This window comes from Polymorphum gilvum SL003B-26A1, assembly GCF_000192745.1.
In the GTDB taxonomy this organism is placed as follows: Bacteria; Pseudomonadota; Alphaproteobacteria; order Rhizobiales; family Stappiaceae; genus Polymorphum; species Polymorphum gilvum.
In genome coordinates this window covers 2798970-2824047 of sequence record NC_015259.1, presented here as the reverse complement: position 1 = coordinate 2824047, position 25078 = coordinate 2798970, and the positions used below count along the sequence as shown (strand labels likewise).

Here is a 25078-nt window from a genome sequence, read left to right as displayed (position 1 = left end):
ACCGACCAACGGGCCTGGCGGGCCGGCTTCCCTTGCGGAGGCCGGCCCGTCGCGGTTTCGGACAGGGGGCGGACAGGGCGGCACGGCCGCCGGCAACGCGAAAGGCGACGACGATGAGCGACACGACGACGACCGGCAAGACGGGGACCGGGGAAACGGGCGGCGAGCTGGCCCGGCTGCAGCATCTGGACAATGGCGACAAGGCCTGGCTGCCGTTTTCGAAGGCGGAGATGGACGGCCGGCAGGACGGCCTCAGGGCGCTGATGGCGGAGATGCGGCTCGACGCCTGTCTGTTCACCTCCTACCACAACGTCTGCTACTTCTCCGGCTTCCTCTACTGTTCCTTTGGCCGCCGGTACGGCTTCGTGGTCGACGCCCACACCGCCACAACGATCGCCGCCGGCATCGACGGTGGCCAGCCCTGGCGGCGCAGCCACGGCGACGCGCTGACCTACACCGACTGGCGCCGGGACAACTTTTTCTTCGCCCTGCAGCAGGTGCTCGCCAGGGCGCCGGGCAGCGTGCGCCGGCTCGGCATCGAGGCCGACCACGTGACGCTGGTGCTGATGGACCAGTTGCGCGCAGCGCTGCCCGGCGTCGAGATGGTCGATGTCGCCGACGCCGTCATGCGCCGGCGCACGATCAAGAGCGCGGAGGAGCACGCGCTGATCCGCGAGGGCGCGCGCATCGCCGACCTCGGCGGCGCAGCTGTGGTCGAGACGGTCGCCGCCGGCGTGCCCGAGCACGAGGTGGCGATCGCCTCGACCAGCGCGATGACGCGCGAGATCGCCCGCTCGTTCCCCTTCGTCGAGCTGATGGACACCTGGACCTGGTTCCAGTCCGGCATCAACACCGACGGCGCCCACAACCCGGTCACCAACCGCGTGATCCGTTCCGGCGACATCCTGTCGCTCAACTGCTTTCCGATGATCTTCGGCTACTACACCGCGCTGGAGCGCACGCTGTTCTGCGACCATGCCTCCGACGCGCATCTGCGGCTGTGGGAGATCAACTGCGCCGTGCACCGCGCCGGCCTCGAGCTGATCCGCCCCGGCGCGCGCTGCTGCGACATCGCCGCCGAACTCAACGCCATCTACCGCAGCCACGGCCTGCTGAAGTACCGCAGCTTCGGCTACGGTCATTCCTTCGGCGTGCTGTCGCACTACTACGGCCGCGAGGCGGCGGTCGAGCTGCGCGAGGACATCGACACGGTGCTCGAGCCGGGCATGGTCGTGTCCATGGAGCCGATGATCATGATCCCCGAAGGCGAGCCGGGCGCCGGCGGCTACCGCGAGCACGACATCCTGATCGTCACTGAGGACGGCGCGGAGAACATCACCAGGTTCCCGTTCGGACCGCCGTTCAACATCGTCGGCAAGGGGTAGGGCGGCGTCCGTTTCGCCCCGGCCGCACCGATTGCCAGGAAGGCCAATCGCGAACTTGACGAGCTCAGCGCCGGCCTGCCACATGAAAGGGACGGAGGCGTGCGATGGCGTATGGGCAGGACTATTCGAATGTGCACTTAACCTTCTTTCCGTGCTATCGTTGGAAAGGAGGAAGATCCCATGGGACAATCATCAACAGCAAGGCAGGCCTCGCCTCGTGATGCCGCCAGCAAGGTGGCGCAGCAGCGTTTGAGCGTGCTTGAGCTGGCGAGGGAACTCGGCAACGTCGCCGAGGCCTGCCGTCAGCGAGGCATGGACCGGACCAGCTTCTACGAGTGGAAGCGCCGGTCTCAGACGCAAGGGTTCGACGGGCTGAAGGACCTGCCGCCGATCCACAAGAGCCATCCGCAGACGACGGCGCCCGAGGTGGTGGACAGGATCAAGGAGCTTGCGCTGGCGCATCCCGCCTATGGCTGTAATCGGCACGAGGCGATGCTGGCGCTGGAAGGTGTCCGGGTGTCGTCGATCACCATCCAGAAGATCCTCAACGAAAGCGGCCTCGGCACCAAGGTCGAGCGCTGGCTGGCGCTGGAGGCACAGAACGCCGAGACGGCCATCGAGATCACGCCCGAACAGGCCGCCTTCCTGGAGAAGCTGAACCCCTGCTTCCGGGAAAGGCACGTGGAATCAAGCGCGCCGGGCGAGCTCCTGTCGGCCGACACGTTCTTCGTGGGCAGTCTCAAGGGCGTCGGCAAGGTCTATCTGCACGCCGTGGTCGATACCTTCGGCAGCTACGCCTTCGGCTTCCTGCACGTCTCCAAGCAGCCCGAGGCGGCGGTCGCAGTACTGCACAACGACGTGCTGCCCTTCTACCGCCATCTCGATTTGCCGGTGAAAGCCGTGCTGACCGACAATGGCCGCGAGTTCTGCGGGACGGACCGGCATCCTTACGAGCTCTATCTCGACCTCAATGGCATCGAGCACCGCCGCACGAAGGTGAAGACGCCAAAGACCAACGGCTTCGTCGAGCGCTTCAACGGCACGGTGCTGGACGAGTTCTTCCGGGTGAAGATGCGCGAGACTTTCTACGAGACCGTCGAAGCCCTGCAGGCCGATCTCGACGCCTGGCTCGTCCACTACAACACAGAGCGCCCGCATCTGGGCTACCGCAACCAAGGCAGACGGCCTGTCGAAACCGTCATGTCATTCGTTAGCCAAGAAGGTTAAGTGGACACGTCAGGCTCTATCTCTAAGAGCTAGACGCCCCTTTCTCCACCCCAGCATCCACCCGGCCCATCATCCTGGCAAGCGCCTCCATCGCATCGGCCAGTGCGACCTGTCGTGCCGGCGGGAGAGCTTCGAGTTGGCGCCGGAATTCGGCTTGCAGCAGAGGCGGCACGTTGTGGAGAACGTCGTGCCCCACCGCGGTCAGGCGGGTGTGCACGATCCTCCGGTCGACGGCGGAACGATAGCGCTCGACCAGGCGTTTCTCCTCCAGCTTGTCGAGGATGGTGACGACGGTCGCCGCACTGAGGTCGGCGTGGGCGGACAGCGCCCGGGTGGTCACCTCGCCGAGGTCGCGCACGCCCTGCAGCACGACGATCTGCGGGATCGTCAGCCCGGTAGCGCGCGACACCTCGCGCGAGCGCAGGTCGACCGCGCGCACGATGCGCCGGATCGCCTTGAAGATGCGCGCCGCCTGGTCGGGCTTGGGCCTGGGGTCCGGCATGTTTTTCACCCTTATGGTTTGAACTCTGACGATTAGAGCCCTATGTAATGCCGGTCAAACGGATTTCAAAGGAGGTCGGCAGCCCATGTGCGGCATTTGCGGAGAAGTGGTGTTCGGCGAGGAAAGCGCGGACGCGTCCCGGGTCGAGCGGATGGCCAAGGCAATGGCGGCGCGCGGGCCGGACGGCATGGGCGTGACGGCCTACGGCCGCGTGGCGCTCGGTCACCGGCGGCTCAGGATCATCGACCTCAGCGACCGGGGCGCGCAGCCGATGCGCGATCCGGCCGCCGGCGTGTCGCTGGTCTTCAACGGCTGCATCTACAACTACCAGGAACTGCGCGGCGAGCTGGTCGCGCTCGGCCACCGCTTCGCCTCCGGCAGCGACACCGAGGTGATTCTGCGCGCCTGGATCGAGTGGGGCCCGGACTGCGTGGCGCGCTTCCACGGCATGTTCGCCTTCGCCGTGCACGAGGCCGACAGCGGCCGGGTGAGCCTGGTGCGCGACCGCTTCGGCATCAAGCCGCTGTACCTGAGCGAGGCGTCGGGCCGGCTCGCCTTCGCCTCCACACTGCCGGCGCTGCTCGCCGGCGGCGGCATCGACACGTCGATCGACCGGATCGCTCTCCACCATTACATGACCTGGCACGCGGTGGTGCCGGCGCCGCGGACCATCCTTGCCGGCGTGCGCAAGCTGCCGGCGGCGACGATCCGCACCTACGAGGCCGACGGCCGCTTCTCCGACCGCACCTACTGGGAGCCGCGGTTCGACAAGACGGCCGAGGACCTTGTCCGCCCCGCCGGGGAGTGGCGCGACATGGTGCTCGACGCCCTGCGCACGGCGGTGCGCCGGCGCATGGTCGCCGACGTGCCGGTCGGCGTACTGCTGTCGGGCGGGGTCGATTCCTCGCTGATCGTCGGCCTGCTCGCCGAGGAAGGCCAGCGCGACCTTGCCACTTTCTCCATCGGCTTCGAGTCCGCCTTCGGCGAGACCGGCGACGAGTTCAGCTATTCGGACCTGATCGCCGAGCGCTTCGGGACCAGCCATCACAAGATCTTCATCCCGTCCTCGGAGATGCTCGACGCCCTGCCGGACGCGATCGCGGCGATGTCCGAGCCGATGGTCTCCTACGACAACATCGGCTTCTATCTGCTGTCGCGCGAGGTCTCCAAGCACATCAAGGTGGTGCAGTCGGGCCAGGGGGCCGACGAGGTGTTCGCCGGCTACCACTGGTATCCGCCGCTGGTCGGCTCCAACACGCCGGCCGCCGACTACGCCGCCGCCTTCTTCGACCGCACGCAGGAGCGGCTGCGCGAGCATCTCGCGCCGGAGTATCTGAGCGAGCGCGACGAGAGCCTGGCCTTCGTCGAGGCGCATTTCGCGCAAGCCGGCGCCGACGACCCGGTCGACAAGGCGCTCCGGCTCGACACCCACGTCATGCTCATCGACGATCCGGTCAAGCGGGTCGACAACCACACCATGGCCTGGGGGCTGGAGGCGCGCGTTCCGTTCCTCGACCACGAACTGGTCGAGCTGTCCGGCCGCATCCCGGCCGAGCACAAGCTCGCCCAGGGCGGCAAGGGCGTGCTCAAGGATGCCGCGCGCAAGGTGATCCCGTCCGCGGTGATCGACCGGCCGAAGGGCTATTTCCCGGTGCCGGCGCTGAAATACCTTGAGGGCGAGCGCCTCGACATGGTGCGGAGCGCGCTGACCAACGACGCCGCCCGGGCGCGCGGCCTGTTCCGGCAGGACTATCTCGACCGGTTGTTCGCCGATCCGACCGCCCACATCACCAAGCTGCGCGGCTCCGAACTGTGGCAGGTCGCACTGCTGGAACTGTGGCTGCAGGCGCAGGGGGTGTGACCATGGCAGAACAGACCCGCCGCCGCGCCAGGCACGCCTACGACCACCGTCTGCGCCGCATGCGCGGCCAGGCCCTGAAGCCGGAGAACCCGGGCGCGGCCGAGGCGGGCCAGCGTGACGTCGCGGTCGACTGCGGCTGGGGCCGGCTGATCTTCGGCACCACCTTCGACGAACCGGGCGCCCTGGTCGCCGCCTTGCAGGAGGAGCGGCCGGACCGGCGCGACATCGCCTTCTACGTGCGTGATCCGCACGTGCTGCTGGCGGCAGCCCCCCAGGAGCTGTTCCTCGATCCCTCGCACACCTACCGGCTCGACCTCGCCACTTACCGGGCTGCGCGCAGCCGGCGCAAGGGCTTCACGATCCGCCGCGTCTCCTCCAAGGGCGACGCGGAGGCGGTCAACTGCCTTTACACCAGTCGCGGCATGGTGCCGGTGCCGGTCGAGTTCTTCTGGACCCGGCTCGATCCGCGCACCATCACCGTGCTGGTCGCCGAGGAGGAGGAGAGCGGCGAGATCGTCGGCACGGCGATGGGCGTCGACCATCAGCGCTGCACCGGCGGCGCCGACGGCGGCGCCTCGCTGTGGTGCCTGGCGGTGTCGCCGCAGGCGCGCTTTCCCGGTGTCGGCGAGGCGCTGGTGCGCCGGCTCGCAGAACTCTACAAGGGGCGCGGCCGGCCGCACCTCGACCTGTCGGTGATGCACGACAACGCCCAGGCGATTGCGCTCTACGAGAAGCTCGGCTTCGCGCGCGTGCCCTTCTTCACGGTGAAGAAGAAGAACACCATCAACGAGGCGCTCTATGCCGGTCCGCCGGTCGAGGAAGCGCTCAACCCCTATGCCGCAATCATCGTCAACGAGGCGCGCCGGCGCGGCATCCAGGCGCAGATTATCGACGCCGACGGTGGCTTCTTCCGCCTGTCCTACGGTGGGCGCTCGGTCAAGTGCCGGGAATCCTTGAGCGAATTCACCTCCGGCGTGGCCATGTCGATCTGCGACGACAAGGCGGTGACGCGCCGCGTCGTCGAGCGCGCCGGGCTGAGCGTGCCCGAGCAGATCGCGGCCGGCGACGAGGCCGCCCTGGCGGCGTTCCTGGACCGCCACGGCTCGGTGGTGGTCAAGCCGGCGCGCGGCGAACAGGGCCGTGGCATCGCGGTCGGCCTGACCGGCCTGGAAGAGACGCTGGCCGCGATCGAGGCGGCGCGCGCCTTCTGCAACGAGGTGCTGGTCGAGCAATGCGTCGCGGGCCAGGACCTGCGCCTGGTCGTGATCGACTACAAGGTGGTGGCGGCGGCGATCCGACGGCCGGCACAGGTGATCGGCGACGGGCGCAGCAGCATCCGCGACCTGATCGCGGTGCAGTCGCGCCGGCGCGCGGCGGCGACCGGCGGCGAATCGACCATTCCCCTGGACGCCGAGACCGAGCGCTGCGTGGCCTCGGCCGGCTTCAGTCTCGACGACGTGCCGCAGGCCGGCACGGCGATCTGCGTGCGTAAGACGGCCAACCTGCACACAGGCGGCACCATCCACGACGTCACCGGCGAGACCCACGGCGCGCTGATCGAGGCGGCGGTGTCGGCGGCGCGCGCGATCGAGATCCCGGTCACCGGCATCGATCTGATGGTCAGGAGCCCGCGCGAGCCCGGCTACTGGTTCATCGAGGCCAACGAGCGCCCGGGCCTTGCCAACCACGAGCCGCAGCCGACCGCCGAGCGCTTCGTCGACTTCCTGTTCCCGCTGTCGATGCCGCAACCGGTGCGCAGCGCCTGGCGCAGGGAGGCTGAATGAGCCTGCTCGCCATCGACCTCGACTATCTGGCCGGCGCGCTGGAGGCGCTGCTCGCGATCCCGAGCCCGACCGGCTATACCGACGCCATCGCCCGCCACGTCTGCCTGGAGCTGGAACGGCTCGGCGTCGCCTACGAGGTGACCCGGCGCGGCGCGATCCGGGCGCGGCTGCCCGGCGCCGTGACGCGCCCGGCGCGTGCCTTCGTCTCGCATGTCGACACGCTCGGCGCCCAGGTGAAGGCGCTGAAGGACAACGGCCGGCTAGAACTGGTGCCGATCGGCCACTGGTCGGCGCGCTTCGCCGAAGGCGCGCGCACGACGGTGTTCACGGAGGAAGGCGCCTATACCGGCACGATCCTGCCGCTGCGCGCCTCCGGCCACACCTTCAACACCGGCGTCGACGAATTGCCGATCGGCTGGGACCATGTCGAACTCAGGATCGACGCCTACGCCAGGTCGAAGGCCGACCTGAACCGGCTCGGCGTCGACGTCGGCGACATCGTTGCCATCCATCCCTGCCCGGAATTCCTCGACAACGGCTTCATCGTCTCGCGCCACCTCGACAACAAGGCCGGCGTCGCCGTCATGCTGGCGGCGCTCAAGGCGCTGGTCGAGGCGAAGGCGCAGCCGACGGTCGACGTGTTCTGGCTGTTCACCATCGCCGAGGAAACCGGCCACGGCGCGGCATCCATCCTGACGCCGGAGATCGCGTCGCTGGTCGCTATCGACAACGGCACCACGGCGCCCGGCCAGAACTCCGACGAGTTCGGCGTGACCATTTCCATGGCCGACCAGACCGGGCCGTTCGACTACCACCTGACCCGCAAGCTGGCGCATCTGTGCCGGGACAACGACATCAAGTGGCAGAAGGACGTGTTCCGCTTCTACCGCTCCGATGCGGCCTCCGCGGTCGAGGCGGGGGCGGACGTGCGCACCGCGCTGGTCACCTTCGGCGTCGATGCCAGCCACGGCTACGAGCGCATCCACATGCACGCCCTGCGTTCGCTGGCCGAACTGGCGGTGTGCTATGCGACGAGCCCGGTGGAGATCACCCGCGACGCCACCGAGTTCGGCAGCCTGAAGGGCTTCACGACCCAGCCGACGCGCGACGCGGAGCAGAGCCTGCATCCGGACACGCGCCGCCCGGAACGGCCGGAGGATGATTCAGGGCCGGAGCACGGGTGACACGTCACCTCAGGCGGGTTCGAGGGCGGGGCCGTCGCACAGCACGGGAGGGGTCAGGATCCTGTGCAGTTCCCTGTTGCCGGCGACCAGATCGGCGAGCGACAGGCCGTCTAGCGCGGCATAGAAGGCGCCGACCGCGCCGACGATGGCGATCCGCAGCCGGCAGGCGGCGGTGAGCGGGCAGCGGTTGTCGACGCCCTGGAAACACTCGGCGAAGGGCACGTCCGCCTCGAACGAGCGGAACACCGTGCCGACGTTGATCTCCTCCATCGCCATGCCGAGCCGGATGCCGCCGTTGCGTCCGCGCGTGGTCCGCAGGTAGCCCTTCTGGCTGAGCAGGTGGATCACCTGGGCAATGTGGTTCTCCGAGGCGTTGCAGGCCCTGGCAATCTCGGCCTTGCGCACCGTGCGCGCGCTGTTGACGGCACAGAACATCAGCGTCCGCATGGCCAGGTTCGTTCGCATCGTCAGGCGCATGGGCATTTCCGTTCTTGAACATTTATATTCGGCTAATCTATTCCACCCGGCGCGCCGCGGACAAGGCTGCAAATGAGGCCTCAGCCGGAGGTCCGTAAGAACACTTATGACTCGGCCTGCATTCGTCTCCACAGATTCGAGACTGTCCAAGGTATCAATGGGGTCATGCCTTGTCGGAAAAAGGCGAAATTATAGAGAAAGTCAGGTAGTCTCAACTGCGCCGTGCCCGGATCATCCGGCCCTTGCGCCGGCCCTTGCGCATGAGGCTCATTGTCAGGGCGGGGCGGCCACCTTATAAATTCAAGGATACGAATATAATCAACTTATGATTAGTGTCGCTGCGACGATGTGGCTGATAGGGGAGGGTGTGGAAAAGATATATCTGTGATTTATCATTTTCGCCCTTCTCAAGGAGCGGTCAGAATGGACCTGGACATTGTAGAACTGTCGCGTCTGCAGTTTGCGCTGACAGCGATGTATCACTTCCTGTTCGTCCCCCTCACGCTGGGCCTGTCGATCATCATCGCCATCATGGAGACCGTCTATGTCATGACGGGACGCCCGATCTGGCGGCAGATGACCAAGTTCTGGGGCTCGCTGTTCGGCATCAACTTCGTGCTCGGTGTGGCGACCGGCATCACGATGGAGTTCCAGTTCGGCATGAACTGGAGCTACTACAGCCACTATGTCGGCGACATCTTCGGTGCGCCGCTGGCGATCGAGGGCCTGATGGCCTTCTTCCTGGAAGCGACCTTCGTCGGCCTGTTCTTCTTCGGCTGGGACAAGCTGTCCAGGGTCGGCCACCTCGTGGTCACCTGGCTGGTCGCCGTCGGCTCCAACTTCTCCGCCCTGTGGATCCTGATCGCCAACGGCTGGATGCAGAACCCGGTCGGGTCGCAGTTCAATCCGATGACCATGCGCATGGAGATGACCAGCTTCTTCGACGTCATGTTCAACGAGGTCGCCCAGGCCAAGTTCGTGCATACGGTATCCGCCGGCTACGTCACCGCCGCCGTCTTCGTGCTCGGCGTGTCGGCCTGGTATCTGCTGAAGGACCGTCACGTCGAACTGGCGCGCCGGTCGATCGCGGTCGCAGCCAGCTTCGGCCTCGCCTCGGCGCTGTCGGTGGTCGTGCTCGGCGACGAGTCCGGCTATTCGGTCACCCATTCGCAAAAGATGAAGCTCGCCGCTATCGAGGCGATGTGGGACACCGAGCCGGCGCCGGCGGCCTTCACCGCCTTCGGCTTCCCCGACCAGGAGGCGCGCGAGACGCACTATGCCATCCACATTCCCTTCGCCATGGGCCTGATCGGCACGCGCTCGCTGACCCAGCAAATCCCCGGCATCAACGAGCTCGAGCAGCAGGCGGAGGAGCGCATCCGCTCCGGCATCCTCGCCTATGACGCGCTGATGACCCTGCGCAGCGAGAAGGAGGCCGCCCCGGAGGCGGTCAAGGCCACCTTCGAGCGCCACAGCGCCGACCTCGGCTTCGCGCTGCTGCTCAAGCGCTACATCGACGACCCGCGCGAGGCGAGCGAGGAGCAGATCGTGAAGGCCGCTTACGACACCGTGCCGCGCGTCTGGCCGCTGTTCTGGGCGTTCCGGATCATGGTCGGCCTCGGCTTCGCCTTCATCGGGGTGATGGCCTACTTCTTCTATCGGGCGAGCTTCTGCGGCATGCGCTTTCCACGCGCCGCGCTGTGGCTGGCGGTGGTGACGATCCCGGCGCCCTGGATCGCCGCAGAACTCGGCTGGTTCGTGGCCGAATACGGCCGCCAGCCCTGGACGGTCGACGGCGTCCTGCCGACCGCCCTGTCCGTCTCGCACCTCAGCATCGGCGAGGTCGCCTTCACGCTCGCGGGCTTCGTGCTGTTCTATTCGGTCCTGTTCATCATCGAGATGGGGCTGATGCTCAAGTACATCCGCAAAGGCCCGTACTTTGACGTTTCCGAAACAACTGCTTGGATGGAGGAGCGGGCTGCACGCAACCCGCGGTCCGGTACGGCGGCGCAGCCTGCGGAGTGAGGGTCATGATCCTGCATCAACTCATCGATTTCGAGACGCTCCGCGTCATCTGGTGGGGACTGCTCGGCGTGCTGCTGATCGGATTCGCGCTGACCGACGGATTCGACATGGGCGTCGGCGCGCTGCTGCCCTTCGTTGCGCGCACGGACGTCGAGCGACGGGTCGCCATCAACACCATCGGACCGGTTTGGGAAGGCAACCAGGTTTGGTTCATCCTCGGCGGCGGCGCCATCTTCGCCGCCTGGCCGCCGCTCTACGCGGTCAGCTTCTCCGGCTTCTATCTGGCCATGTTTCTGGTCCTGGCGGCGCTCATCCTGCGGCCGGTCGCCTTCACGTACCGGTCCAAGCGGATCGATCCGCGCTGGCGGGAAGCCTGGGACTGGGCCCTGTTCGTGGGCGGCGCCGTACCAGCGCTGATCTTCGGCGTCGCCGTCGGCAACGTCCTGCAGGGCGTGCCGTTCCGCCTGACGGAAGACCTGATGCCCCTCTACGAGGGGTCCTTCATCGGCCTGCTCAATCCCTTCGCGCTCCTGTGCGGACTGACCTCCGTCGCCATGCTGGTCATGCACGGCGGCGCCTGGCTGTCGCTGAAGGCGTCGGGGCCGGTGGCCCTGCGCGCCCGCCGCTACGGGGAAGGCGCGGCGCTGGTCGCGGTGGCGGGCTACGCGTTCGCCGGCGTCTGGCTGGCGGTCGGCATCGACAGCTTCGCCTTCGCAGGTCCGGTGGCGACCGACGGCCCGTCCAATCCGCTGCTGAGCGAGGTCCTGCATGGCGGCAGTTGGCTCAATGCCTACGCCGAGCGGCCGTGGATCGCGATCGCGCCGCTGCTCGGCTTTGCCGGCGCCCTGCTGGCGTGGGCGGGGCTGCGCGCCGGACGGGAGGTCAGCACGTTGCTGGCGTCGAAACTCGCGATCTTCGGCATGATCTCGTCGGTCGGCCTGACGATGTTTCCGTTCATCCTGCCCTCGACCGTCGATCCGGCCTCGTCGCTGACGGTCTGGGACAGCTCCTCGTCGCATCTGACCCTGTTCGTCATGCTGGTGGCGACAGTCGTCTTCATGCCGCTGATCCTCATGTACACCGCCTGGATGCTCGGCCTGTTCGCGGCCGCCATCTTTGCTGTCATGAGCGCCATGTGGCTGGAGATGCAGGAGGACGACCTGCTGTTCGCAAAATCCGGCCAGACCGCCAAGGGGAAGGCAGACGATGTTTGACACGATCCAGTCGGGACTGATCGACCGACGTAAGTTCCTGGCCTTCGCGGCCGGCTCGACTGCGCTGGTCGCCGCAGCGCCGGCAGCACGAGCGGCCAAGGTGAAGACCTCGGCGCGCATCGTGATCCTCGGCGCCGGTGCGGCCGGGACGGCGCTGGCAAATCGCCTGGTCGATCGACTGGACGGTGCCAGGATCACCCTGGTCGATCCGCGCAAGCAGCATCTCTACCAGCCGGGCTTCACGCTCATCGCCGCCGGACTGAAGCCGGCGAGCTACTCGGTGTCGGACACCGGCCACTGGTTGCCGGGCGGGATCGACTGGATCCAGGAGGCAGCAGCCGAGATCGACCCCGAAGCCAAGAAGGTGGTCACCTCGGGCGGCAGGACGCTCGAGTACGACTATCTCGTCGTCGCCGCCGGCCTGTCGCTGGACTACGGCGCGATCGAGGGCATGTCGCTCGACCTGATCGGGACCAACGGCATCGGCTCCGTCTACGCCGGGCCCGACTATGCCGCCAAGACCTGGCAGGAGATGGACCGCTTCACCGACAAGGGCGGCGTCGCCCTGTTCACCCGGCCGGCGACCGAAATGAAATGCGCCGGCGCACCGCTGAAATACACCTTCCTGACCGACGACTACGCGGTGCGCAAGGGAACCCGGGGCAAGACGAAGATCGTCTACGCGGCCCATGCCAAGGCGCTGTTCTCGGTGCCGATCGTCAACGAGAAGGTGCGCATGCTGTTCGGCGAGCGCGGCTTCGACGTGGTCCACGATCACGTCATGACGGCGATCGACTCGGGCCGCAAGATCGCCACCTTCAACACTCCGGACGGCCCGAAGGAGATCGGCTACGACTTCACCAACGTCATCCCGCCGATGAAGGCGCCGGATGTGGTGAGAAACAGCCCGCTGCCGTGGACGACCGGTCCCTGGAGCGACCAGGGATGGGTCGAGGTCGACCGGCACAGCATGCGCCATGTCCGCTATCCGGAGGTTTTCGCCGTCGGCGATATCGCCGGCGTGCCGAAAGGCAAGACGGCGGCCAGCGTCAAGTGGCAGGTGCCGGTGGTCGAGGAGCAGCTCGTCGCCCAGATCGAGGGCAAGACCAGCGATGCGCGCTATGACGGCTACACCTCCTGCCCGCTGATCACGCGCGTCGGGCGGGCGATGCTGATCGAGTTCGACTACAAGGACAACCTGACCCCGTCCTTCCCCGGCGTGATCGCGCCGCTGGAGGAGTTGTGGGTGTCCTGGCTGATGAAAGAAATCGCCCTCAAGGCGACCTACAACGCCATGCTGCGCGGCCGCGCCTGAGGAGGAAACGCCATGAAGGAACTCACATTCGGCATGCTGCTGGCGGTCTTCGAGGAAATGTTCGGGCCGCTGCTGTTCTGGCTCATGGTCGCGGCAGCCGCGCTGATCACGCTTGCCTTCGTCTATGTGGTCATCCGTGACCGGAGTCTGGAGAGCACCCGGCTGGTGCGCGCCGAACTGCTGGCACCGGTCGGGGCGATCGCGGCGATCCTGTTCGTCCAGTTCATCACCAACTCCGGCTTCAAGGACATCGGCGGACCGATCGACGTCATCGCCCTGATCCTGATTGGCGTCGCCGGGGCGGTCGGACTGACCTTCCTCGCCTATGTCGCGCAGGCGGTTCTGGGCGGCAAGGCGAAGCGCACCGGATAGCCTGGGCGGTCGGCCTCGCGCCGTATATCGGCGCGGACGGTGTCAGAAAACGGGTTTGCCACGATGCCGCGCGGCCTTCCGCCGCGCGGCATCGTCCGTTCCGGATCCGCCACATCTTGCCGTCATCGTCAGCGTGGCGCGGCGATCCTGATCAGGACCGCAGAAACGGCATGGTTGACGAGCAGCGGCGCGGCGCTGAAGACCAGGATGAGCAGCCACATGCTGCGGTCCGGCGGCACCAGCTGCATCACCTCGGCGAGCGCGGGAACGTGGGGCGGGACCGCGAGCAGGCCCGTGCACAAGGCGAGGGCGGCCCACACCCATGGATTGCCGGTCACTTCGTTGCGCAGGACCGCCGAGGTGTGATGGCGCATGGCGAAGACGTGCCACAGCTGCGCGAAGGCCAGGGTGAGGAAACTGACCGTGACCAGCGCGTCGCCGTCCAGCTCGAGCCATGCCTCTGCGGCCAGCAACGCCGCGAGCGTGCCCGCAGTCAGCGCCACGCCATGCGCGACGATCCCCGACCATTGCAGCGGGCCGAGGATCGGCTCGCCCGGCGGGCGCGGCGGGCGCGCCATGACGTTCCTTTCGCCCTCGCCCATGGCCAGGGCGAAGGCGGGGAAGACATCGGTCACGAGGTTGAGATAGAGGATCTGCAGCGGCAGCAGCGGCAGGGGCAGGGCGAACAGAATGGCGAGCCCGACCACCAGCACCTCGCTAAGGTTGCACGAAAGCAGGTAGGCGGCGAAACGCCGGATGTTGCCGAAGATGATCCTGCCTTCGCGGATCGCCTTCACGATGGAGGGAAACGCATCGTCGAGCAGGACCATGGCGGCGGCCTCGCGGGCGACATCGGTGCCGCGCAGGCCCATGGCGATGCCAATGTCAGCCTGGCGCAGGGCCGGGGCGTCGTTGACGCCGTCGCCGGTCATGGCGACGACCGCGCCGGCCTTCTGGTAGGCGCGCACCAGGCCGAGCTTCTCGGCCGGACTGACCCGGGCGAAGATGCCGGCCTGGAGCAGGCTGGCGTCCTGCCGGGCGTGCAGGTCGGCAAGGTCCGGTCCCTCGATCGCGCCGATGCCGTTTTCCTCCAGCCCGACCATGCGGCCTATGCTGCGCGCGGTCACGGCATGGTCGCCGGTCACCATGACGACCTTGATGCCCGCCTGCCGGCAGGCGGCGATCGCCTCCGGAACGTCCACGCGGGCAGGATCCTCCAGGCCGACCAGGCCGAGGAAGGTCAGGTCGCGATAAGGGTCCTGTTCCGGGTCCGGTGCCCTCCGGCATGCGATGGCAAGGACGCGCAGACCCCGCTGGCCGAACTGGTCGACCCGGCGCAGCCAGTCCGCCCGCTCGTCGTCGCCGAAGGCGACGTCGCCCGTGTCCCCCTCGCGGCGCACGCACCGCTCCAGCACGGCTTCCGGTGCACCCTTGACGGCATAGAGGCAGCCGTCGGCCTCCCGGTGCACCGTCGCCATCATCCGGGTGGCCGTGTCGAAGGCGTGTTCGCGCAGTTCCGGCCGTTCGGCGAGCAGTGTCGCGCGCCGCAGGTCGGCCTTCCGACCGGCACGCAGCAGGGCGAGTTCCATGGGGTCGCCGCTATCCTGGTCGCGGCCGGTTCCGTCGTCAGCGCCGAGGCTGGCGTTGTTGCACAGGACGGCGACCTCCAGAAGGCGGCGGAGCTGCGGCTCGTCCCTCAGGGCCTCTGCCCGCGTGCCCGGGTGTGCGCCTTCGTAGGCAAGGTCGATTTCGCCCGACGGTATCCAGATTCGGCGCACCGTCATCCGGTTTTCGGTCAGGGTGCCGGTCTTGTCGGTCAGGATCACGGTCGTCGCGCCGAGGGTCTCCACCGCCGGAAGCCGCTCGATGAGGGCGTTCTGACGCGCCATGCGCCACATGCCGCGCGCCAAGGTGAGGGTGGCGACAACCGGAAGGCCCTCCGGGATCGCAGCGACGGCGAGCGCGATGGCCGCTTCGACCATCAGCAGGGCGTCTTCGCCCTTGGCCAGACCGATGCCGGCGATGACCGCAGTCAGTGCCAGCGTCGCCCAGACCAACTGGCCGGACAAGCGGGCGAGGTCTCGCTCGAGCGGCGTGCGCTCGGGCGAGGCTTCCGCGACCAGAAGGGCGATGCGCCCGAGTTCGGTATCGACGCCTGTGCCGACGACGACACCGAGCCCGCTGCCCTGGGTGACCGAGGTACCCTTGAACAGCATGGAGGCGCGGTCGCCGAGGCGTGCGCCGGCGGCGACCGGCTCGTGGCCCTTGTCGACGGGCACCGATTCGCCGGTAAGGGTGGATTCGTCGGCGGCGAGGTTCGCGGCCTCGATCAGGCGCAGGTCGGCGGAAATGCCGTCGCCGCCTTCGACCAGCACGATGTCGCCGGGGACCAACTGTTCGGCCGGCACCATGCGGACGTGCCCGGCACGACGCACCCTGGCTGACTGGGTGCCGAGCGCGCGCAGCGCCTCGATCGAGCGCGCCGCCTTGCGCTCGGTCAGGAAGCCGATCAGGCCGTTGAGCGCCAGCACGACCAGGATGGCGATGCCCTCGTTCCACTCGCCGAAGGCGAGGGCGAGAGCGGCCGCGGTGGCAAGAAGATAGACGACGGGGCTGCTGACCTGATGCGCCAGCAGGGCGAGGACCCCGATCGTCGCGCGCCGTTCGAGCTGGTTCGGGCCGAAGCGGGCAAGGCGTGCCTCGACCTCGGCGTCATCAAGACCAGTCCGGGCGTCGACGGAGAGGCGGGCGAGGACCTCGTCCGCAGTCAGGCCGTGGCTATCCTCCGGCGGGGTAACGGGCCGTGTAGCCGTGTGCATGTCGGTTGTCGTGGCTCCCCGGACTGCTGCGCTGCGATGGCTCCTGCAGCCAGCGACGCCTTGTAGCATGCCGCGCGCCCATGCCCATGCCCATAACCATAACCATAACCATGACCATGACAGAGTTCATGGCCTGGCTCATGCCCGGCCGCGCGCCGCAGTGCCGGGGACGTCAGTCCGCCTGTTGACGGGCTGCGGGCGGCCTGCCATGGCGGGCCAGCAGGTCGATGACCTCATCGTCATCGACCTGGGTGAAATCCAGATAGTAGAAGCCGATCGCATAGAACGGTGCGGGGGTTTCCAGGCAGACCGTCTCGTCGACTTCGGGCCGCAGGCGGGCGAGCGTGTCGGCGGGCGCGACCGGAACGGCGAGGATGAGACGCGCGGGCTTCTGCCGGCGCAGGCCCTTGAGCGCGGCGCGCACGGTCGCGCCGGTCGCGATGCCGTCGTCGACCACGATCACCGTCCTGCCCTCGACCGGCACCTTGGCGCGGCCCGCGAGGTAGAGCGTGCGCCGGCGCTCGATCTCGGCAAGCTGCCGCGCCTTCATCGCCTCCAGTTCTGCATCCGAGACGCCGGTGTAGCGGCGCACGTCCTCGTTGACGACCAACTGCGGCTCGTCGCCGTCGACCACTGCGGCGAGCGCCAGTTCCGGCTGGCCGGGCGTGCCGATCTTGCGCACCAGAACGAGGTCGAGAGGCGCGTTGAGGGCATCGGCGATCACCGCGGCGACGGGCACGCCGCCGCGCGGCAGGGCGAGCACGACCGGATCGACGTAGCCGCGGCGCACGAGCCGGTCGGCCAGCGCCTTGCCCGCCTCATGCCGGTTGGCGAAGATATGGCTCATGATCCTTCTCCGAGCAGATGGCGGGCGAACCAGTCGCCGGCCTGGCGGATGACCTCGTCCAGCGTGCCGGGTTCCTCGAACAGATGCGAGGCGCCGGGAACGACGACCAGCGCCTTTTCGCAGGTCAGGCGCGCATAGGCCTGCTCGTTGAGGCCGATCACCATGTCGTCGTCGCCGCCGACGATGAGTAGCGTTGGGGCGCGCACCCGTGCGAGGTACGAGGCGGCGAGGTCCGGCCGGCCGCCGCGCGAGACCACAGCGGCGACCGTCTCGGGCACGGCCGCGGCGGCGACGAGGGCTGCCGCGGCACCCGTGCTGGCGCCGAACAGGCCGAGGGGGAGATCGCGCGTCGCCGGCTCGTCCTGGGTCCAGAACACCGTTTCCATCACCCGTTCGCCGAGCAGGGGGATGTCGAACACGTTGGCGCGATCGCGCGCCTCCGCCTCGGTCAGGAGGTCGAACAGCAGCGTGGCGAGGCCGCGGTCGTTGAGGGCTTCGGCGACGTGGGCGTTGCGCGGGCTGAGCCGACTGGAACCGCTGCCGTGGGCGAACAGGACAAGGCCCCGGGCGCCGTCCGGGACGACGAGCCGGCCGGCCAGCCGCTTGCCGCCGATTGTCACCTCCTGCGCCGTTGACCTGACCGATGATCGAAACGACATGCCGACCCCCCCATGTTGCCGAGACGGTCGCACCAAGATAGCGGTCCCGACGGCACGATCATTGACGCGGCTCAAGGCTGACGGCATTTGTTGGCCGACACGGGTCGGCCCGGGCGGCGGCCGGCGACGCAGGGGAGAGTGGCATGGCCGGAGGGATCGCAGCGCTCGTGGCGGGTTCGCTCGCCTTGCTGGTCGTCGCAGCGCCGGCCGGCGCCGACGAGGCGGCCCGGCGTGGCGAGGCGGTCGTCGAGCAATGGTGCCGGATGTGCCATCTGCGCGCGGATCAGGAGCCGGATCCGGACTTGGCGCCGCCCTACGAGGACATCGTCATGATCCCCGGCCGCGACCGCGCCTATTTCGAGCGTTTCCTGGAGGAAGACCACTTCCCGATGACGACCTTCCGCCTGTTCGATCACGAGAAGGCCGACGTGGTCGCCTATCTGCTGGCGCTGCAGGAACGGGAGAGGAGGCGGCAGTCGGCGCGCTGATCGATTTCGGGGCTTGATACCGGTCAATGTGGTCCTGGCCGCATGGGGGCACATTTGTCCACAAAGGGGCGCCACGCATCGCGGGATGCTGCCCCGCGACATGGGCCAACCGCAGGGAGGACACACATGCAGTCGCCGCCGAACATCACCTTTCGCCATCTGGAGCGCACGCCGGAAGTGGAGGAACACATCCATCGCCGGATCGAGGAACTGCAGAAGTACCATCCGCGCATCGTCAGCTGCGACGTGGTCATCGACGCGCCGCAGAAGACGCATGTCACCGGGCGCGAGTTCAAGGTCCACCTGACGGTGCATGTGCCCGGGCCGGACATCCACGTGTCGCGCAGCCTCGGCCGCAGCGAAGCGGCTGAAGACCTCAATCTGGCGATCCACAAGGTCTTCGACGCCGCCCGGCGCGAGCTGAAGGAGCAGGAGCGCAAGATGGGTGCGGTCGAGGTCAAGCACCATGCGCCGGTCCTGCACGGCACCATCGACCGCCTGTTCGAGGGCGAGGGCTACGGCTTCATCCGTGCCGACGACGGCCGCGAAGTCTATTTCGGCCGCGATTCGATGACCGCAGGAGACTGGACCGCGCTCAAGGTCGACACGAAGGTGCGCTTCCGCGAGGAGAGCGGCGACAAGGGCCCCTACGCGGCGAGCGTTGCGGTCGTCGGCTGAGGCGCCGCACAGGAGGGAAGGCGAGGGCGACGCGATGCCTCGGGCGGGCACACAGGGCCGGGACGACGGTGCCGAGCGGCCAGACGGCCGGGGGCGTGAGGTAGTCGCGGGCAACCTGGCGGTCGCGGCGAAGCTGCGTGCCTATGCCGACCTGCTCGAACAGCAGGGTGCCGACGGCTTTCGCGAGAAGGCCTACCGGCGCGCGGCCGACACGGTCGCAGCCCTCGACCGTCCGGTCGGGGAGATCCTCGACGAGGAAGGCCGCGCCGGCCTGATCGCCCTGCCGGGCGTCGGCAAGGGTATCGCCGGTGCCATCGCCGAGATGGTCGCGAGCGGGCGCTGGGCGCAGTTGGAGCGGCTGTCGGGCGAGCTGTCGCCCGAAAAGTTGTTCCAGACCATCCCGGGCATCGGTCCGAAGCTGGCCGAACGTCTGGCCGGCGAGTTGCACCTGGAGACGCTGGAGGACCTGGAGGCGGCGCTGCACCTTGAAGCTGCGCCGCTGAAGGGGCTCGGGCCGCGGCGGCGCGAGGCGATCACCGCCATCCTCGCCGAACGGCTGGGCCGGCCGGCGCTACGCAGCCAGGGGGGCGATGTGCCGCAGCCGAACGTCGGACTCCTGCTGCAGGTGGACGACATGTACCGCACGCGCGCGGCGGCCGGGACGCTGCGCAAGATCGCCCCGAAGCGGTTCAACCCGACCGGCGAGGCCTGGCTGCCGGTGCTGCACGCGCGCCACGACGACTGGCACTTCACCGCGCTGTATTCCAACACCAAGCTTGCCCATCAACTCGACAGGACCCACGATTGGGTGGTGATCTATTTTCAGCAGGAAGGGCATGGGGAAGGCAGATGCACGGTGGTAACGGAATCGCACGGACCGATGAAGGGCAGGCGGGTGGTGCGCGGCCGCGAACGGGACTGCCAGGAAGCGGCGGGCCTTGCCTGAAGGCTGTCGGCCCCGCGCGGGGCCTTCGCCGGCGGGTCGCCATGGCGGTCTGGCTCATCGCTGCCGTCATGCTGATGGCTACCGTCGCGCCGATGCGGGCGCTGGCGGCCTCGGTGCTGGTGCACATCGACCTGTCCGACCAGGAAATGCAGGTCAGCGTCGGCGGTCGCCTGGTTCACACCTGGCCGGTGTCGACGGCGCGCCGCGGCTACCGCACGCCGACCGGTCGCTACCGGCCGACGCGCCTGGCGCGGGTCTGGTACTCGACCATCTACGACTACGCGCCGATGCCCTATTCGATTTTCTTCAAGGGCGGCTACGCGATCCACGGCACGACGGAAATCCGCAACCTCGGCCGGCCGGCCTCGCACGGCTGCGTACGGCTGCATCCGGACAATGCGCGCGCCCTGTTCGAACTGATCGAGGCCAACGGCAAGGCCTCGACCGAGATCGTCATCGTCCCTTAGCCGCCGGCTGCTCGCTGGCCCGCCGCGCTTCGTTCAGCCCATCATCAGCCGGTTGAGACGGTCGTCGTCGAGCAGCGTGCGGGTAAAGCCGCCGAAGGCCCATTCGCGCAGGCGGCTATGGCCGTAGGCGCCGCTGACTATCAGGTCGGCGCCTTCGCGCAGGGCGAGTTCGACCAGTTCCTCCTCCGGCGCGTCCGCCTCGCCGACGGCCTTCGCCTCGGCCCTGACGCCGTGCCGCATCAGCAGGCGGACGACGTCGGAGAGGCTGTCAGGGTCGCCGGTGCCGACGGCGGCGACGAGTACTCGTTCGGCCGGCCGCAGGCAGGGCAGGGCGGCCGAGACGGCTCGGCGGGCCTCGATCGTGTCCTTCCACGCGACCACGGCGGTCTTCGGCCGCCGGTAGACGGCGCCCTCGGCGGCGAACAGTACTGGCCGGCCCGTGCCGAGGACAAGGCTGCCGGGATCGGCACGGCGGAAGACGTCGGAAACCGAGGCGCCTTGCGGTGTGCCCGACACGACCAGGTCGGCCGCCGCCGCGGCACGGGCGAGGCCGACGCCGGGACCTGCGAGGTCCTGGCGCCAGGAAGCCTCGAAGCCGCCGCTGGCTACCGACAGGAACAGCTCCCGGGCCTGGTGCAGCGCGGCCTCGACCTCCTCGCGCATCTGCTGCCAGTAGACGCCGTCGATCGGATACATGCCGTCGCCGGTGATCACGGGCTGGACCCCGGCGCCGGCAAAGCCGATGAGGCTGGCATCGTGGTCCCTGGCCATGGCGGCGGCGAACTCGAGGCGCGAGCGGGCGTTCGCGTCCGTCTCGACATGGACGAGGATGGTGGTAATCGACATGGAATGGACCCCTCCGGTGTGTCGGTGCAACCATCGGCCGCGGGGCGCACCGTTTCATTGACGCCGATCAATCCGGAGCCCGCAGGGCCTTGGCGCGGCTATGCAAAACTTCGTATGACGCGTCCCGGCGCAGTTGCTACCGTAGGCGCTGCCCGACCTGCTGTCGAACCGAAAGGATGGGACCCTTGCCCGAGACCGACCTGCCGCTCGCCGGCCTGCCGTCCGCCGGTCATCCCGAGCAGCCGGCACTGCCTGCTCCGGTCGCCGCCGCAGAGCTGCGCCGGCCGGCGGACCTGTCGGGCCTGGCGTTCGACACCACGGACGATCTGGAGCCGCTGGAGGGCCTTGTCGGCCAGCGCCGGGCGCTCGACGCGCTCGAGGTCGCCACGCGGCTGGAGCGGACCGGCTTCAACCTGTTCGTCGTCGGCTCGAACGAGCGGATCGCCCGCGAGGCGGTGATCTCGACGCTGAAGAGCGCCGCCCGCGAACGCGCCAAGCCGGTCGACTGGATCTACGTCAACAATTTCAAGGAGCCGCACAAGCCGATCGCCATCGCGCTGCCGGCCGGCCGGGCGCCGGCCTTCCAGGGCGCGATGCGCACGCTGGTCGAGGATCTCAAGGCGGCGCTGCCGGCCGTGTTCCAGAGCGAGGAATACCAGGCGCAGCGCGCGGCCATCGACGAGGCCTACCAGCAGAAGCAGGCCGAGCTGTTCTCCAACCTGCAGAAGAAGGCGACGGCCCAGAACATCGCCCTGCTGCGTACGCCGATGGGCTTCGCCCTGGTGCCGGCGCGCGAGGGCAAGGTCGTGCCGCCGGACGAATTCAACGCACTGCCGCAGGAGGAGCGCGAGGCGATCCAGAAGGTCGTCAAGCAGCTGGAGGAGGAACTGGAGCGAATCGTGCGCCAAATCCCGCGCTGGGAAAAGGACAGGCGCGACGAGATCAAGCGCCTCAACGGCGACACGACGCAGGCGACGGTCGATCCGCAGATCAACGAGGTGCTGGCCGACTATTCCGACCTGCCGCAGATCGTCGACTACATGGAAGCGGTGCGCGCCGATCTGGTCGACAACGTCGCCATCTTCATCCTCAAGGACGAGGAGGCGTCGAGCGAGAGCGAGCCGATGATGCCGGGCAGCGCCTACGATCGCTACCGGGTCAACCTGTTCGTGTCCCAGGCCGAACACGACGGCGCCGCGCCGGTGATCGAGGAACTGCATCCGACGCTGAGCAACCTGACCGGCCGCGTCGAGCACATCGCCAGCCAAGGCGTGCTAGTGACCAATTTCGGCCTGATCAAGGCCGGCGCACTGCACCGCGCCAACGGCGGTTTCCTCGTTCTGGACGCCCGCGCGCTGCTGAGCGAAGCCTTCAGCTGGACGGCCCTGAAGCGGGCCCTGCGGCGCGGCACCATCGTCATAGAGGACATCAACCGCCTGATCGGTCTGACCAGCACGATCTCGCTCGAGCCGGCGCCGATCCCGCTCGACCTGAAGGTGATCCTGTTTGGCGATAGGCTGATCCACTTCCTGCTCGCCATGCTCGATCCCGAACTGGAGGAGCATTTCAAGATCGTTGCCGACTTCGAGGACGACATGGAGCGCAGCGCCGACAGCGAGGCGCTGCTCGTCCGCCTGTTCGCCACCATCCTCAGGCGCGAGAAGTTGCGGACGATGGAGCGCGATGCGGCTGCGCTGCTGATCGAGCAGGCCGCCCGCATGGCCGAGAACGCCCGCAAGCTGTCCCTGTCTGCCGACCAGCTGCGCGACATCCTGGCCGAGGCGGATCACTATGCCGGCCTGGGCGGGCGGACAGCGATCACGCGCGCGGACCTGCAGAAGGCGCTCGACCAGCGCATCGACCGTGCCTCGCGCATCCGCGAGCGGCTGCAGGAGCAAATCCTGCGCGAAGTGGCTCTGATCGACACGGACGGCGCCTGCGTCGGCCAGATCAACGGCCTCAGCGTGCTGCAGCTGGCCGGCCAGTCCTTCGGCCGTCCGTCGCGCATCACCTGCAGCGTGCGTCCCGGCGCCGGCAAGGTCGTCGACATCGAGCGCGAGGTCGAACTGGGCGGGCCGCTGCATTCAAAGGGCGTGATGATCCTGTCCGGCTTCCTCGCCGGTCGCTTTGCCCTCGATGCGCCGATGTCGCTGCAGGCGAGCCTGGTTTTTGAGCAGTCCTATGCGGGTGTGGAGGGCGACAGCGCCTCGTCGGCGGAACTCTACGCGCTGCTGTCGGCCATCGCCGGGGTGCCGCTGCGCCAGGACCTGGCGGTGACCGGATCGGTCAACCAGCACGGCGAGGTGCAGGCGATCGGCGGCGTCAACGACAAGATCGAGGGCTTCTTCGACGTCTGCGCCGCGCGCGGCCTGACCGGCCGTCAGGGCGTGCTGATTCCGAAGTCCAACGTCCAGCACCTGATGCTGCGCCAGGACGTCGTCGAGGCCTGCGCGGCGGGGGGGTTCGCCGTCTATCCGGTCGCCAGCATCGACCAGGGTCTCGCCCTGCTGACGGGCCTGCCGGCGGGCGGGCGCGGCGCCGACGGCGCCTATCCGGAAGGCTCCGTCTACCGGCTGGTGGAGGACCGTCTGCGGGCCTTCGCCGAGATCAGGCGCAGCCTCGCACGCCAGGACAGCCTGAGCAGCCCGAACGACAAGAATGGGGAGAGCTGATGCCATGACCGTGTCCGTCGGCTTCACCCGGATTTTCGTCGGCTGCCACCGAACGGCCTTTCGAACGCAGACGATCCGACAGGCGGCGGAACTGGCCGGCCTGATGAAACTCGACCTGCACGGACTGTTTCTCGAGGACGAGGGGCTGATGGCCGCGGCGCTGCTGCCGGGCCTGCGCGAGTTCCGCATGGCCGGTCGCACATGGCAGCCGATGGAGGCAGATGCGGTCCGACGGTCGATGCAGCGGGAGGCGCAACTGGCCGAGAAGCTGTTTTCCGAGACGGCCCAGGCGATGCGCGTGGCCTGCCGCTTCGAGATCGCGCGCGAGCGGATCGAGGAGGCGGTGCGGCTGCGCTTCGGCCGCACCGACATCGTGCTGGTCGCCGAGCCGAAAACGCCGGCCGACCGGGCCGGGGAGGCGTTTCGGTCCTGGTTCGCGGCTGCCTCGCGCTCCGCCTCGACGGTGCTCTATCTGCCGCAGCGCCCGGTGCGCAGCCGCGGCCCGGTCCTGGCGCTGGCCGCCTCGCCGGACGACCCGAGCCTGGCGGTGGCGCGTGCCATCGCCGCGGCGGTCGGCGAGGAGTTCCAGGCAGAGTCGCTGGCGGTCTCCGATCCGGTCTCGGCCCTTGCCGTCCTGCCGTCGCACCGCGAACGGATGCTCGTGATCAGCCGACCTGTCGAGGCGTTGGGCGAGGCATTGGGCGAGAGCGGCGAGGGCGAGCTGACCCGCCTCGCCCTGGCCCGTCGGGTTCCGGTGCTGCTGGTCCCCGGGCCGGGCGAGGCATCTTGACCGTGCGCGAAGGAAGGCTCTGCACCGTCACAACTTGTCGGCGGGCGTCTCGCGGATCTTGGGCCAGTTCTCGTCGGCGCTTCTGATGACGTTGGCGGTGTCGCTCTTGAAGCGTTGCTGCGCGCCGTCGTGGGCGTTGAGGTAGAGCTTGCCGTCGACGATCTGCCATTTGGCCGGATCGATCGGGATCTTGACTCCGAAGCTGGCGCCGGTCGCGCACCAGCCGCCGTACTGGGGCGCGTATTTCTGCGGGTCGGCGGCGAAGGCGTCGCGGTTTTCGGCTGTGGCGAACGTCCAGGTCACATCGTCATAGGTGAAGGTGTGGGCCTCCGACCCCTGGACCGGCTTGCCTTGCGTGAAATAGGCGACCGGATCGGTGCCGCCGAGGGCGGCGCCGTCCTTGACGTAGGTCGTGATGTCGTCGGCGAGCGCGGGCAGGCCGGCGAGAGTCAGGGCGAGGGCGACGCTGCCAGGCAGGATGCGGCGAACCAGGGTGCTCATAGATGATTTCCTTCGCGGA

At 68.3% G+C, this 25078-nt stretch carries 22 protein-coding genes; 15 read left to right on the top strand and 7 right to left on the bottom strand.

Annotation, left to right across the window (positions count from 1 at the left end; all coding sequences use genetic code 11):
• Positions 1-230: 230 nt before the first annotated feature.
• Both SL003B_RS13315 and SL003B_RS13310 read left to right on the top strand, forming a co-directional pair.
• Positions 231-1385: a M24 family metallopeptidase gene (locus SL003B_RS13315; protein WP_206771997.1), complete on the top strand. Its 1155-nt coding sequence runs from the start codon at positions 231-233 to the stop codon at positions 1383-1385.
• Between the two features lie 180 nt (positions 1386-1565).
• On the top strand, positions 1566-2612 hold the full coding sequence (locus SL003B_RS13310) for an IS481 family transposase (RefSeq protein ID WP_013653377.1): 1047 nt from the start codon (positions 1566-1568) through the stop codon (positions 2610-2612).
• A gap of 22 nt (positions 2613-2634) precedes the next feature.
• Here SL003B_RS13310 and SL003B_RS13305 read toward each other — a convergent pair whose 3' ends face one another.
• Positions 2635-3114, bottom strand: coding sequence for a MarR family winged helix-turn-helix transcriptional regulator (locus SL003B_RS13305; RefSeq protein ID WP_013653376.1), 480 nt, complete (start codon positions 3112-3114; stop codon positions 2635-2637).
• Between the two features lie 85 nt (positions 3115-3199).
• On the opposite strand from SL003B_RS13305, the gene SL003B_RS13300 reads away from it, so the two are divergent.
• The 3 genes from SL003B_RS13300 to SL003B_RS13290 are packed head-to-tail and all read left to right on the top strand — an operon-like array spanning position 3200 to position 7943.
• Complete coding sequence (locus tag SL003B_RS13300; RefSeq protein WP_013653375.1) at positions 3200-4975, top strand: N-acetylglutaminylglutamine amidotransferase; 1776 nt, start codon at positions 3200-3202, stop codon at positions 4973-4975.
• 2 nt (positions 4976-4977) lie between these two features.
• The gene (ngg, locus tag SL003B_RS13295; protein ID WP_041375534.1) at positions 4978-6759 is read left to right on the top strand and encodes an N-acetylglutaminylglutamine synthetase; all 1782 of its coding nucleotides are present in this window, start codon (positions 4978-4980) and stop codon (positions 6757-6759) included.
• The gene (locus SL003B_RS13290; protein WP_013653373.1) at positions 6756-7943 is read left to right on the top strand and encodes an osmoprotectant NAGGN system M42 family peptidase; all 1188 of its coding nucleotides are present in this window, start codon (positions 6756-6758) and stop codon (positions 7941-7943) included. Before ngg ends, SL003B_RS13290 begins: the two co-directional genes overlap by 4 nt.
• 9 nt (positions 7944-7952) lie before the next feature.
• On the opposite strand, the gene SL003B_RS13285 is transcribed toward SL003B_RS13290, so the two are convergent.
• On the bottom strand, positions 7953-8420 hold the full coding sequence (locus SL003B_RS13285; RefSeq protein ID WP_013653372.1) for an RrF2 family transcriptional regulator: 468 nt from the start codon (positions 8418-8420) through the stop codon (positions 7953-7955).
• Between the two features lie 423 nt (positions 8421-8843).
• On the opposite strand from SL003B_RS13285, the gene SL003B_RS13280 reads away from it, so the two are divergent.
• Genes SL003B_RS13280 through SL003B_RS13265 form a run of 4 tightly spaced genes read left to right on the top strand, consistent with a single transcriptional unit; the run spans position 8844 to position 13346 of the window.
• Complete coding sequence (locus SL003B_RS13280; RefSeq protein ID WP_049792588.1) at positions 8844-10445, top strand: cytochrome ubiquinol oxidase subunit I; 1602 nt, start codon at positions 8844-8846, stop codon at positions 10443-10445.
• A gap of 5 nt (positions 10446-10450) precedes the next feature.
• Positions 10451-11659, top strand: coding sequence for a cytochrome d ubiquinol oxidase subunit II (gene cydB, locus SL003B_RS13275; RefSeq protein ID WP_013653370.1), 1209 nt, complete (start codon positions 10451-10453; stop codon positions 11657-11659).
• The gene (locus SL003B_RS13270; protein ID WP_013653369.1) at positions 11652-12974 is read left to right on the top strand and encodes an NAD(P)/FAD-dependent oxidoreductase; all 1323 of its coding nucleotides are present in this window, start codon (positions 11652-11654) and stop codon (positions 12972-12974) included. Before cydB ends, SL003B_RS13270 begins: the two co-directional genes overlap by 8 nt.
• Positions 12975-12986: 12 nt before the next feature.
• The gene (locus SL003B_RS13265; RefSeq protein ID WP_013653368.1) at positions 12987-13346 is read left to right on the top strand and encodes a DUF5368 domain-containing protein; all 360 of its coding nucleotides are present in this window, start codon (positions 12987-12989) and stop codon (positions 13344-13346) included.
• Positions 13347-13474: 128 nt separating this feature from the next.
• Here the strand turns inward: SL003B_RS13265 and SL003B_RS13260 are convergent, their stop codons facing one another.
• From SL003B_RS13260 to SL003B_RS13250, 3 genes are all read right to left on the bottom strand, one after another.
• Positions 13475-16165: a cation-translocating P-type ATPase gene (locus SL003B_RS13260; RefSeq protein ID WP_013653367.1), complete on the bottom strand. Its 2691-nt coding sequence runs from the start codon at positions 16163-16165 to the stop codon at positions 13475-13477.
• A 172-nt stretch (positions 16166-16337) separates the two neighbouring features.
• A complete protein-coding gene (locus SL003B_RS13255; protein WP_013653366.1) occupies positions 16338-17012 on the bottom strand; it encodes a phosphoribosyltransferase in 675 nt (224 codons plus the stop codon).
• Entirely contained in the window at positions 17009-17671 is a 663-nt protein-coding gene (locus SL003B_RS13250) for a dienelactone hydrolase family protein (RefSeq protein WP_049792587.1), read from the bottom strand. The genes SL003B_RS13255 and SL003B_RS13250 overlap by 4 nt, the downstream gene beginning before the upstream one ends.
• Before the next feature lie 143 nt (positions 17672-17814).
• Here SL003B_RS13250 and SL003B_RS13245 point away from each other — a divergent pair, with 143 nt between their 5' ends.
• The 4 genes from SL003B_RS13245 (at position 17815) to SL003B_RS13230 (ending at position 20250) form a co-directional block, all read left to right on the top strand.
• Complete coding sequence (locus SL003B_RS13245) at positions 17815-18159, top strand: c-type cytochrome (protein WP_013653364.1); 345 nt, start codon at positions 17815-17817, stop codon at positions 18157-18159.
• 126 nt (positions 18160-18285) lie between these two features.
• On the top strand, positions 18286-18837 hold the full coding sequence (locus SL003B_RS13240) for an HPF/RaiA family ribosome-associated protein (protein WP_013653363.1): 552 nt from the start codon (positions 18286-18288) through the stop codon (positions 18835-18837).
• Between the two features lie 34 nt (positions 18838-18871).
• On the top strand, positions 18872-19783 hold the full coding sequence (locus SL003B_RS13235) for a helix-hairpin-helix domain-containing protein (protein WP_013653362.1): 912 nt from the start codon (positions 18872-18874) through the stop codon (positions 19781-19783).
• Between the two features lie 41 nt (positions 19784-19824).
• Positions 19825-20250, top strand: a complete 426-nt coding sequence (locus tag SL003B_RS13230) for a L,D-transpeptidase (RefSeq protein WP_013653361.1) — start codon at positions 19825-19827, stop codon at positions 20248-20250.
• A gap of 33 nt (positions 20251-20283) precedes the next feature.
• Here the strand turns inward: SL003B_RS13230 and SL003B_RS13225 are convergent, their stop codons facing one another.
• Entirely contained in the window at positions 20284-21096 is an 813-nt protein-coding gene (locus tag SL003B_RS13225) for a universal stress protein (protein WP_013653360.1), read from the bottom strand.
• A gap of 185 nt (positions 21097-21281) precedes the next feature.
• Between SL003B_RS13225 and SL003B_RS13220 the strand changes: the two genes are divergently transcribed.
• Positions 21282-23768, top strand: a complete 2487-nt coding sequence (locus SL003B_RS13220; protein ID WP_013653359.1) for a Lon protease family protein — start codon at positions 21282-21284, stop codon at positions 23766-23768.
• Positions 23769-23772: 4 nt separating this feature from the next.
• A complete protein-coding gene (locus SL003B_RS13215; RefSeq protein ID WP_013653358.1) occupies positions 23773-24558 on the top strand; it encodes a hypothetical protein in 786 nt (261 codons plus the stop codon).
• Between the two features lie 27 nt (positions 24559-24585).
• Here the strand turns inward: SL003B_RS13215 and SL003B_RS13210 are convergent, their stop codons facing one another.
• A complete protein-coding gene (locus SL003B_RS13210; RefSeq protein WP_013653357.1) occupies positions 24586-25059 on the bottom strand; it encodes a YHS domain-containing (seleno)protein in 474 nt (157 codons plus the stop codon).
• Positions 25060-25078: the final 19 nt, after the last annotated feature.

Excerpts from the sequence above, each read along its gene's own strand:
- SL003B_RS13235 (WP_013653362.1), top strand. The coding sequence starts at position 18,872 with ATGCCTCGGGCGGGCACACAGGGCCGGGACGACGGTGCCGAGCGGCCA.
- SL003B_RS13270 (WP_013653369.1), top strand. The coding sequence starts at position 11,652 with ATGTTTGACACGATCCAGTCGGGACTGATCGACCGACGTAAGTTCCTG.
- SL003B_RS13255 (WP_013653366.1), bottom strand. The coding sequence starts at position 17,012 with ATGAGCCATATCTTCGCCAACCGGCATGAGGCGGGCAAGGCGCTGGCC.
- SL003B_RS13250 (WP_049792587.1), bottom strand. The coding sequence starts at position 17,671 with ATGTCGTTTCGATCATCGGTCAGGTCAACGGCGCAGGAGGTGACAATC.
- ngg (WP_041375534.1), top strand. The coding sequence starts at position 4,978 with ATGGCAGAACAGACCCGCCGCCGCGCCAGGCACGCCTACGACCACCGT.
- SL003B_RS13245 (WP_013653364.1), top strand. The coding sequence starts at position 17,815 with ATGGCCGGAGGGATCGCAGCGCTCGTGGCGGGTTCGCTCGCCTTGCTG.
- SL003B_RS13290 (WP_013653373.1), top strand. The coding sequence starts at position 6,756 with ATGAGCCTGCTCGCCATCGACCTCGACTATCTGGCCGGCGCGCTGGAG.
- SL003B_RS13210 (WP_013653357.1), bottom strand. The coding sequence starts at position 25,059 with ATGAGCACCCTGGTTCGCCGCATCCTGCCTGGCAGCGTCGCCCTCGCC.
- SL003B_RS13300 (WP_013653375.1), top strand. The coding sequence starts at position 3,200 with ATGTGCGGCATTTGCGGAGAAGTGGTGTTCGGCGAGGAAAGCGCGGAC.
- SL003B_RS13285 (WP_013653372.1), bottom strand. The coding sequence starts at position 8,420 with ATGCGCCTGACGATGCGAACGAACCTGGCCATGCGGACGCTGATGTTC.
- SL003B_RS13265 (WP_013653368.1), top strand. The coding sequence starts at position 12,987 with ATGAAGGAACTCACATTCGGCATGCTGCTGGCGGTCTTCGAGGAAATG.
- SL003B_RS13240 (WP_013653363.1), top strand. The coding sequence starts at position 18,286 with ATGCAGTCGCCGCCGAACATCACCTTTCGCCATCTGGAGCGCACGCCG.
- SL003B_RS13280 (WP_049792588.1), top strand. The coding sequence starts at position 8,844 with ATGGACCTGGACATTGTAGAACTGTCGCGTCTGCAGTTTGCGCTGACA.
- SL003B_RS13225 (WP_013653360.1), bottom strand. The coding sequence starts at position 21,096 with ATGTCGATTACCACCATCCTCGTCCATGTCGAGACGGACGCGAACGCC.
- cydB (WP_013653370.1), top strand. The coding sequence starts at position 10,451 with ATGATCCTGCATCAACTCATCGATTTCGAGACGCTCCGCGTCATCTGG.
- SL003B_RS13305 (WP_013653376.1), bottom strand. The coding sequence starts at position 3,114 with ATGCCGGACCCCAGGCCCAAGCCCGACCAGGCGGCGCGCATCTTCAAG.
- SL003B_RS13230 (WP_013653361.1), top strand. The coding sequence starts at position 19,825 with ATGGCGGTCTGGCTCATCGCTGCCGTCATGCTGATGGCTACCGTCGCG.
- SL003B_RS13310 (WP_013653377.1), top strand. The coding sequence starts at position 1,566 with ATGGGACAATCATCAACAGCAAGGCAGGCCTCGCCTCGTGATGCCGCC.
- SL003B_RS13260 (WP_013653367.1), bottom strand. The coding sequence starts at position 16,165 with ATGCACACGGCTACACGGCCCGTTACCCCGCCGGAGGATAGCCACGGC.
- SL003B_RS13215 (WP_013653358.1), top strand. The coding sequence starts at position 23,773 with ATGACCGTGTCCGTCGGCTTCACCCGGATTTTCGTCGGCTGCCACCGA.
- SL003B_RS13315 (WP_206771997.1), top strand. The coding sequence starts at position 231 with ATGGACGGCCGGCAGGACGGCCTCAGGGCGCTGATGGCGGAGATGCGG.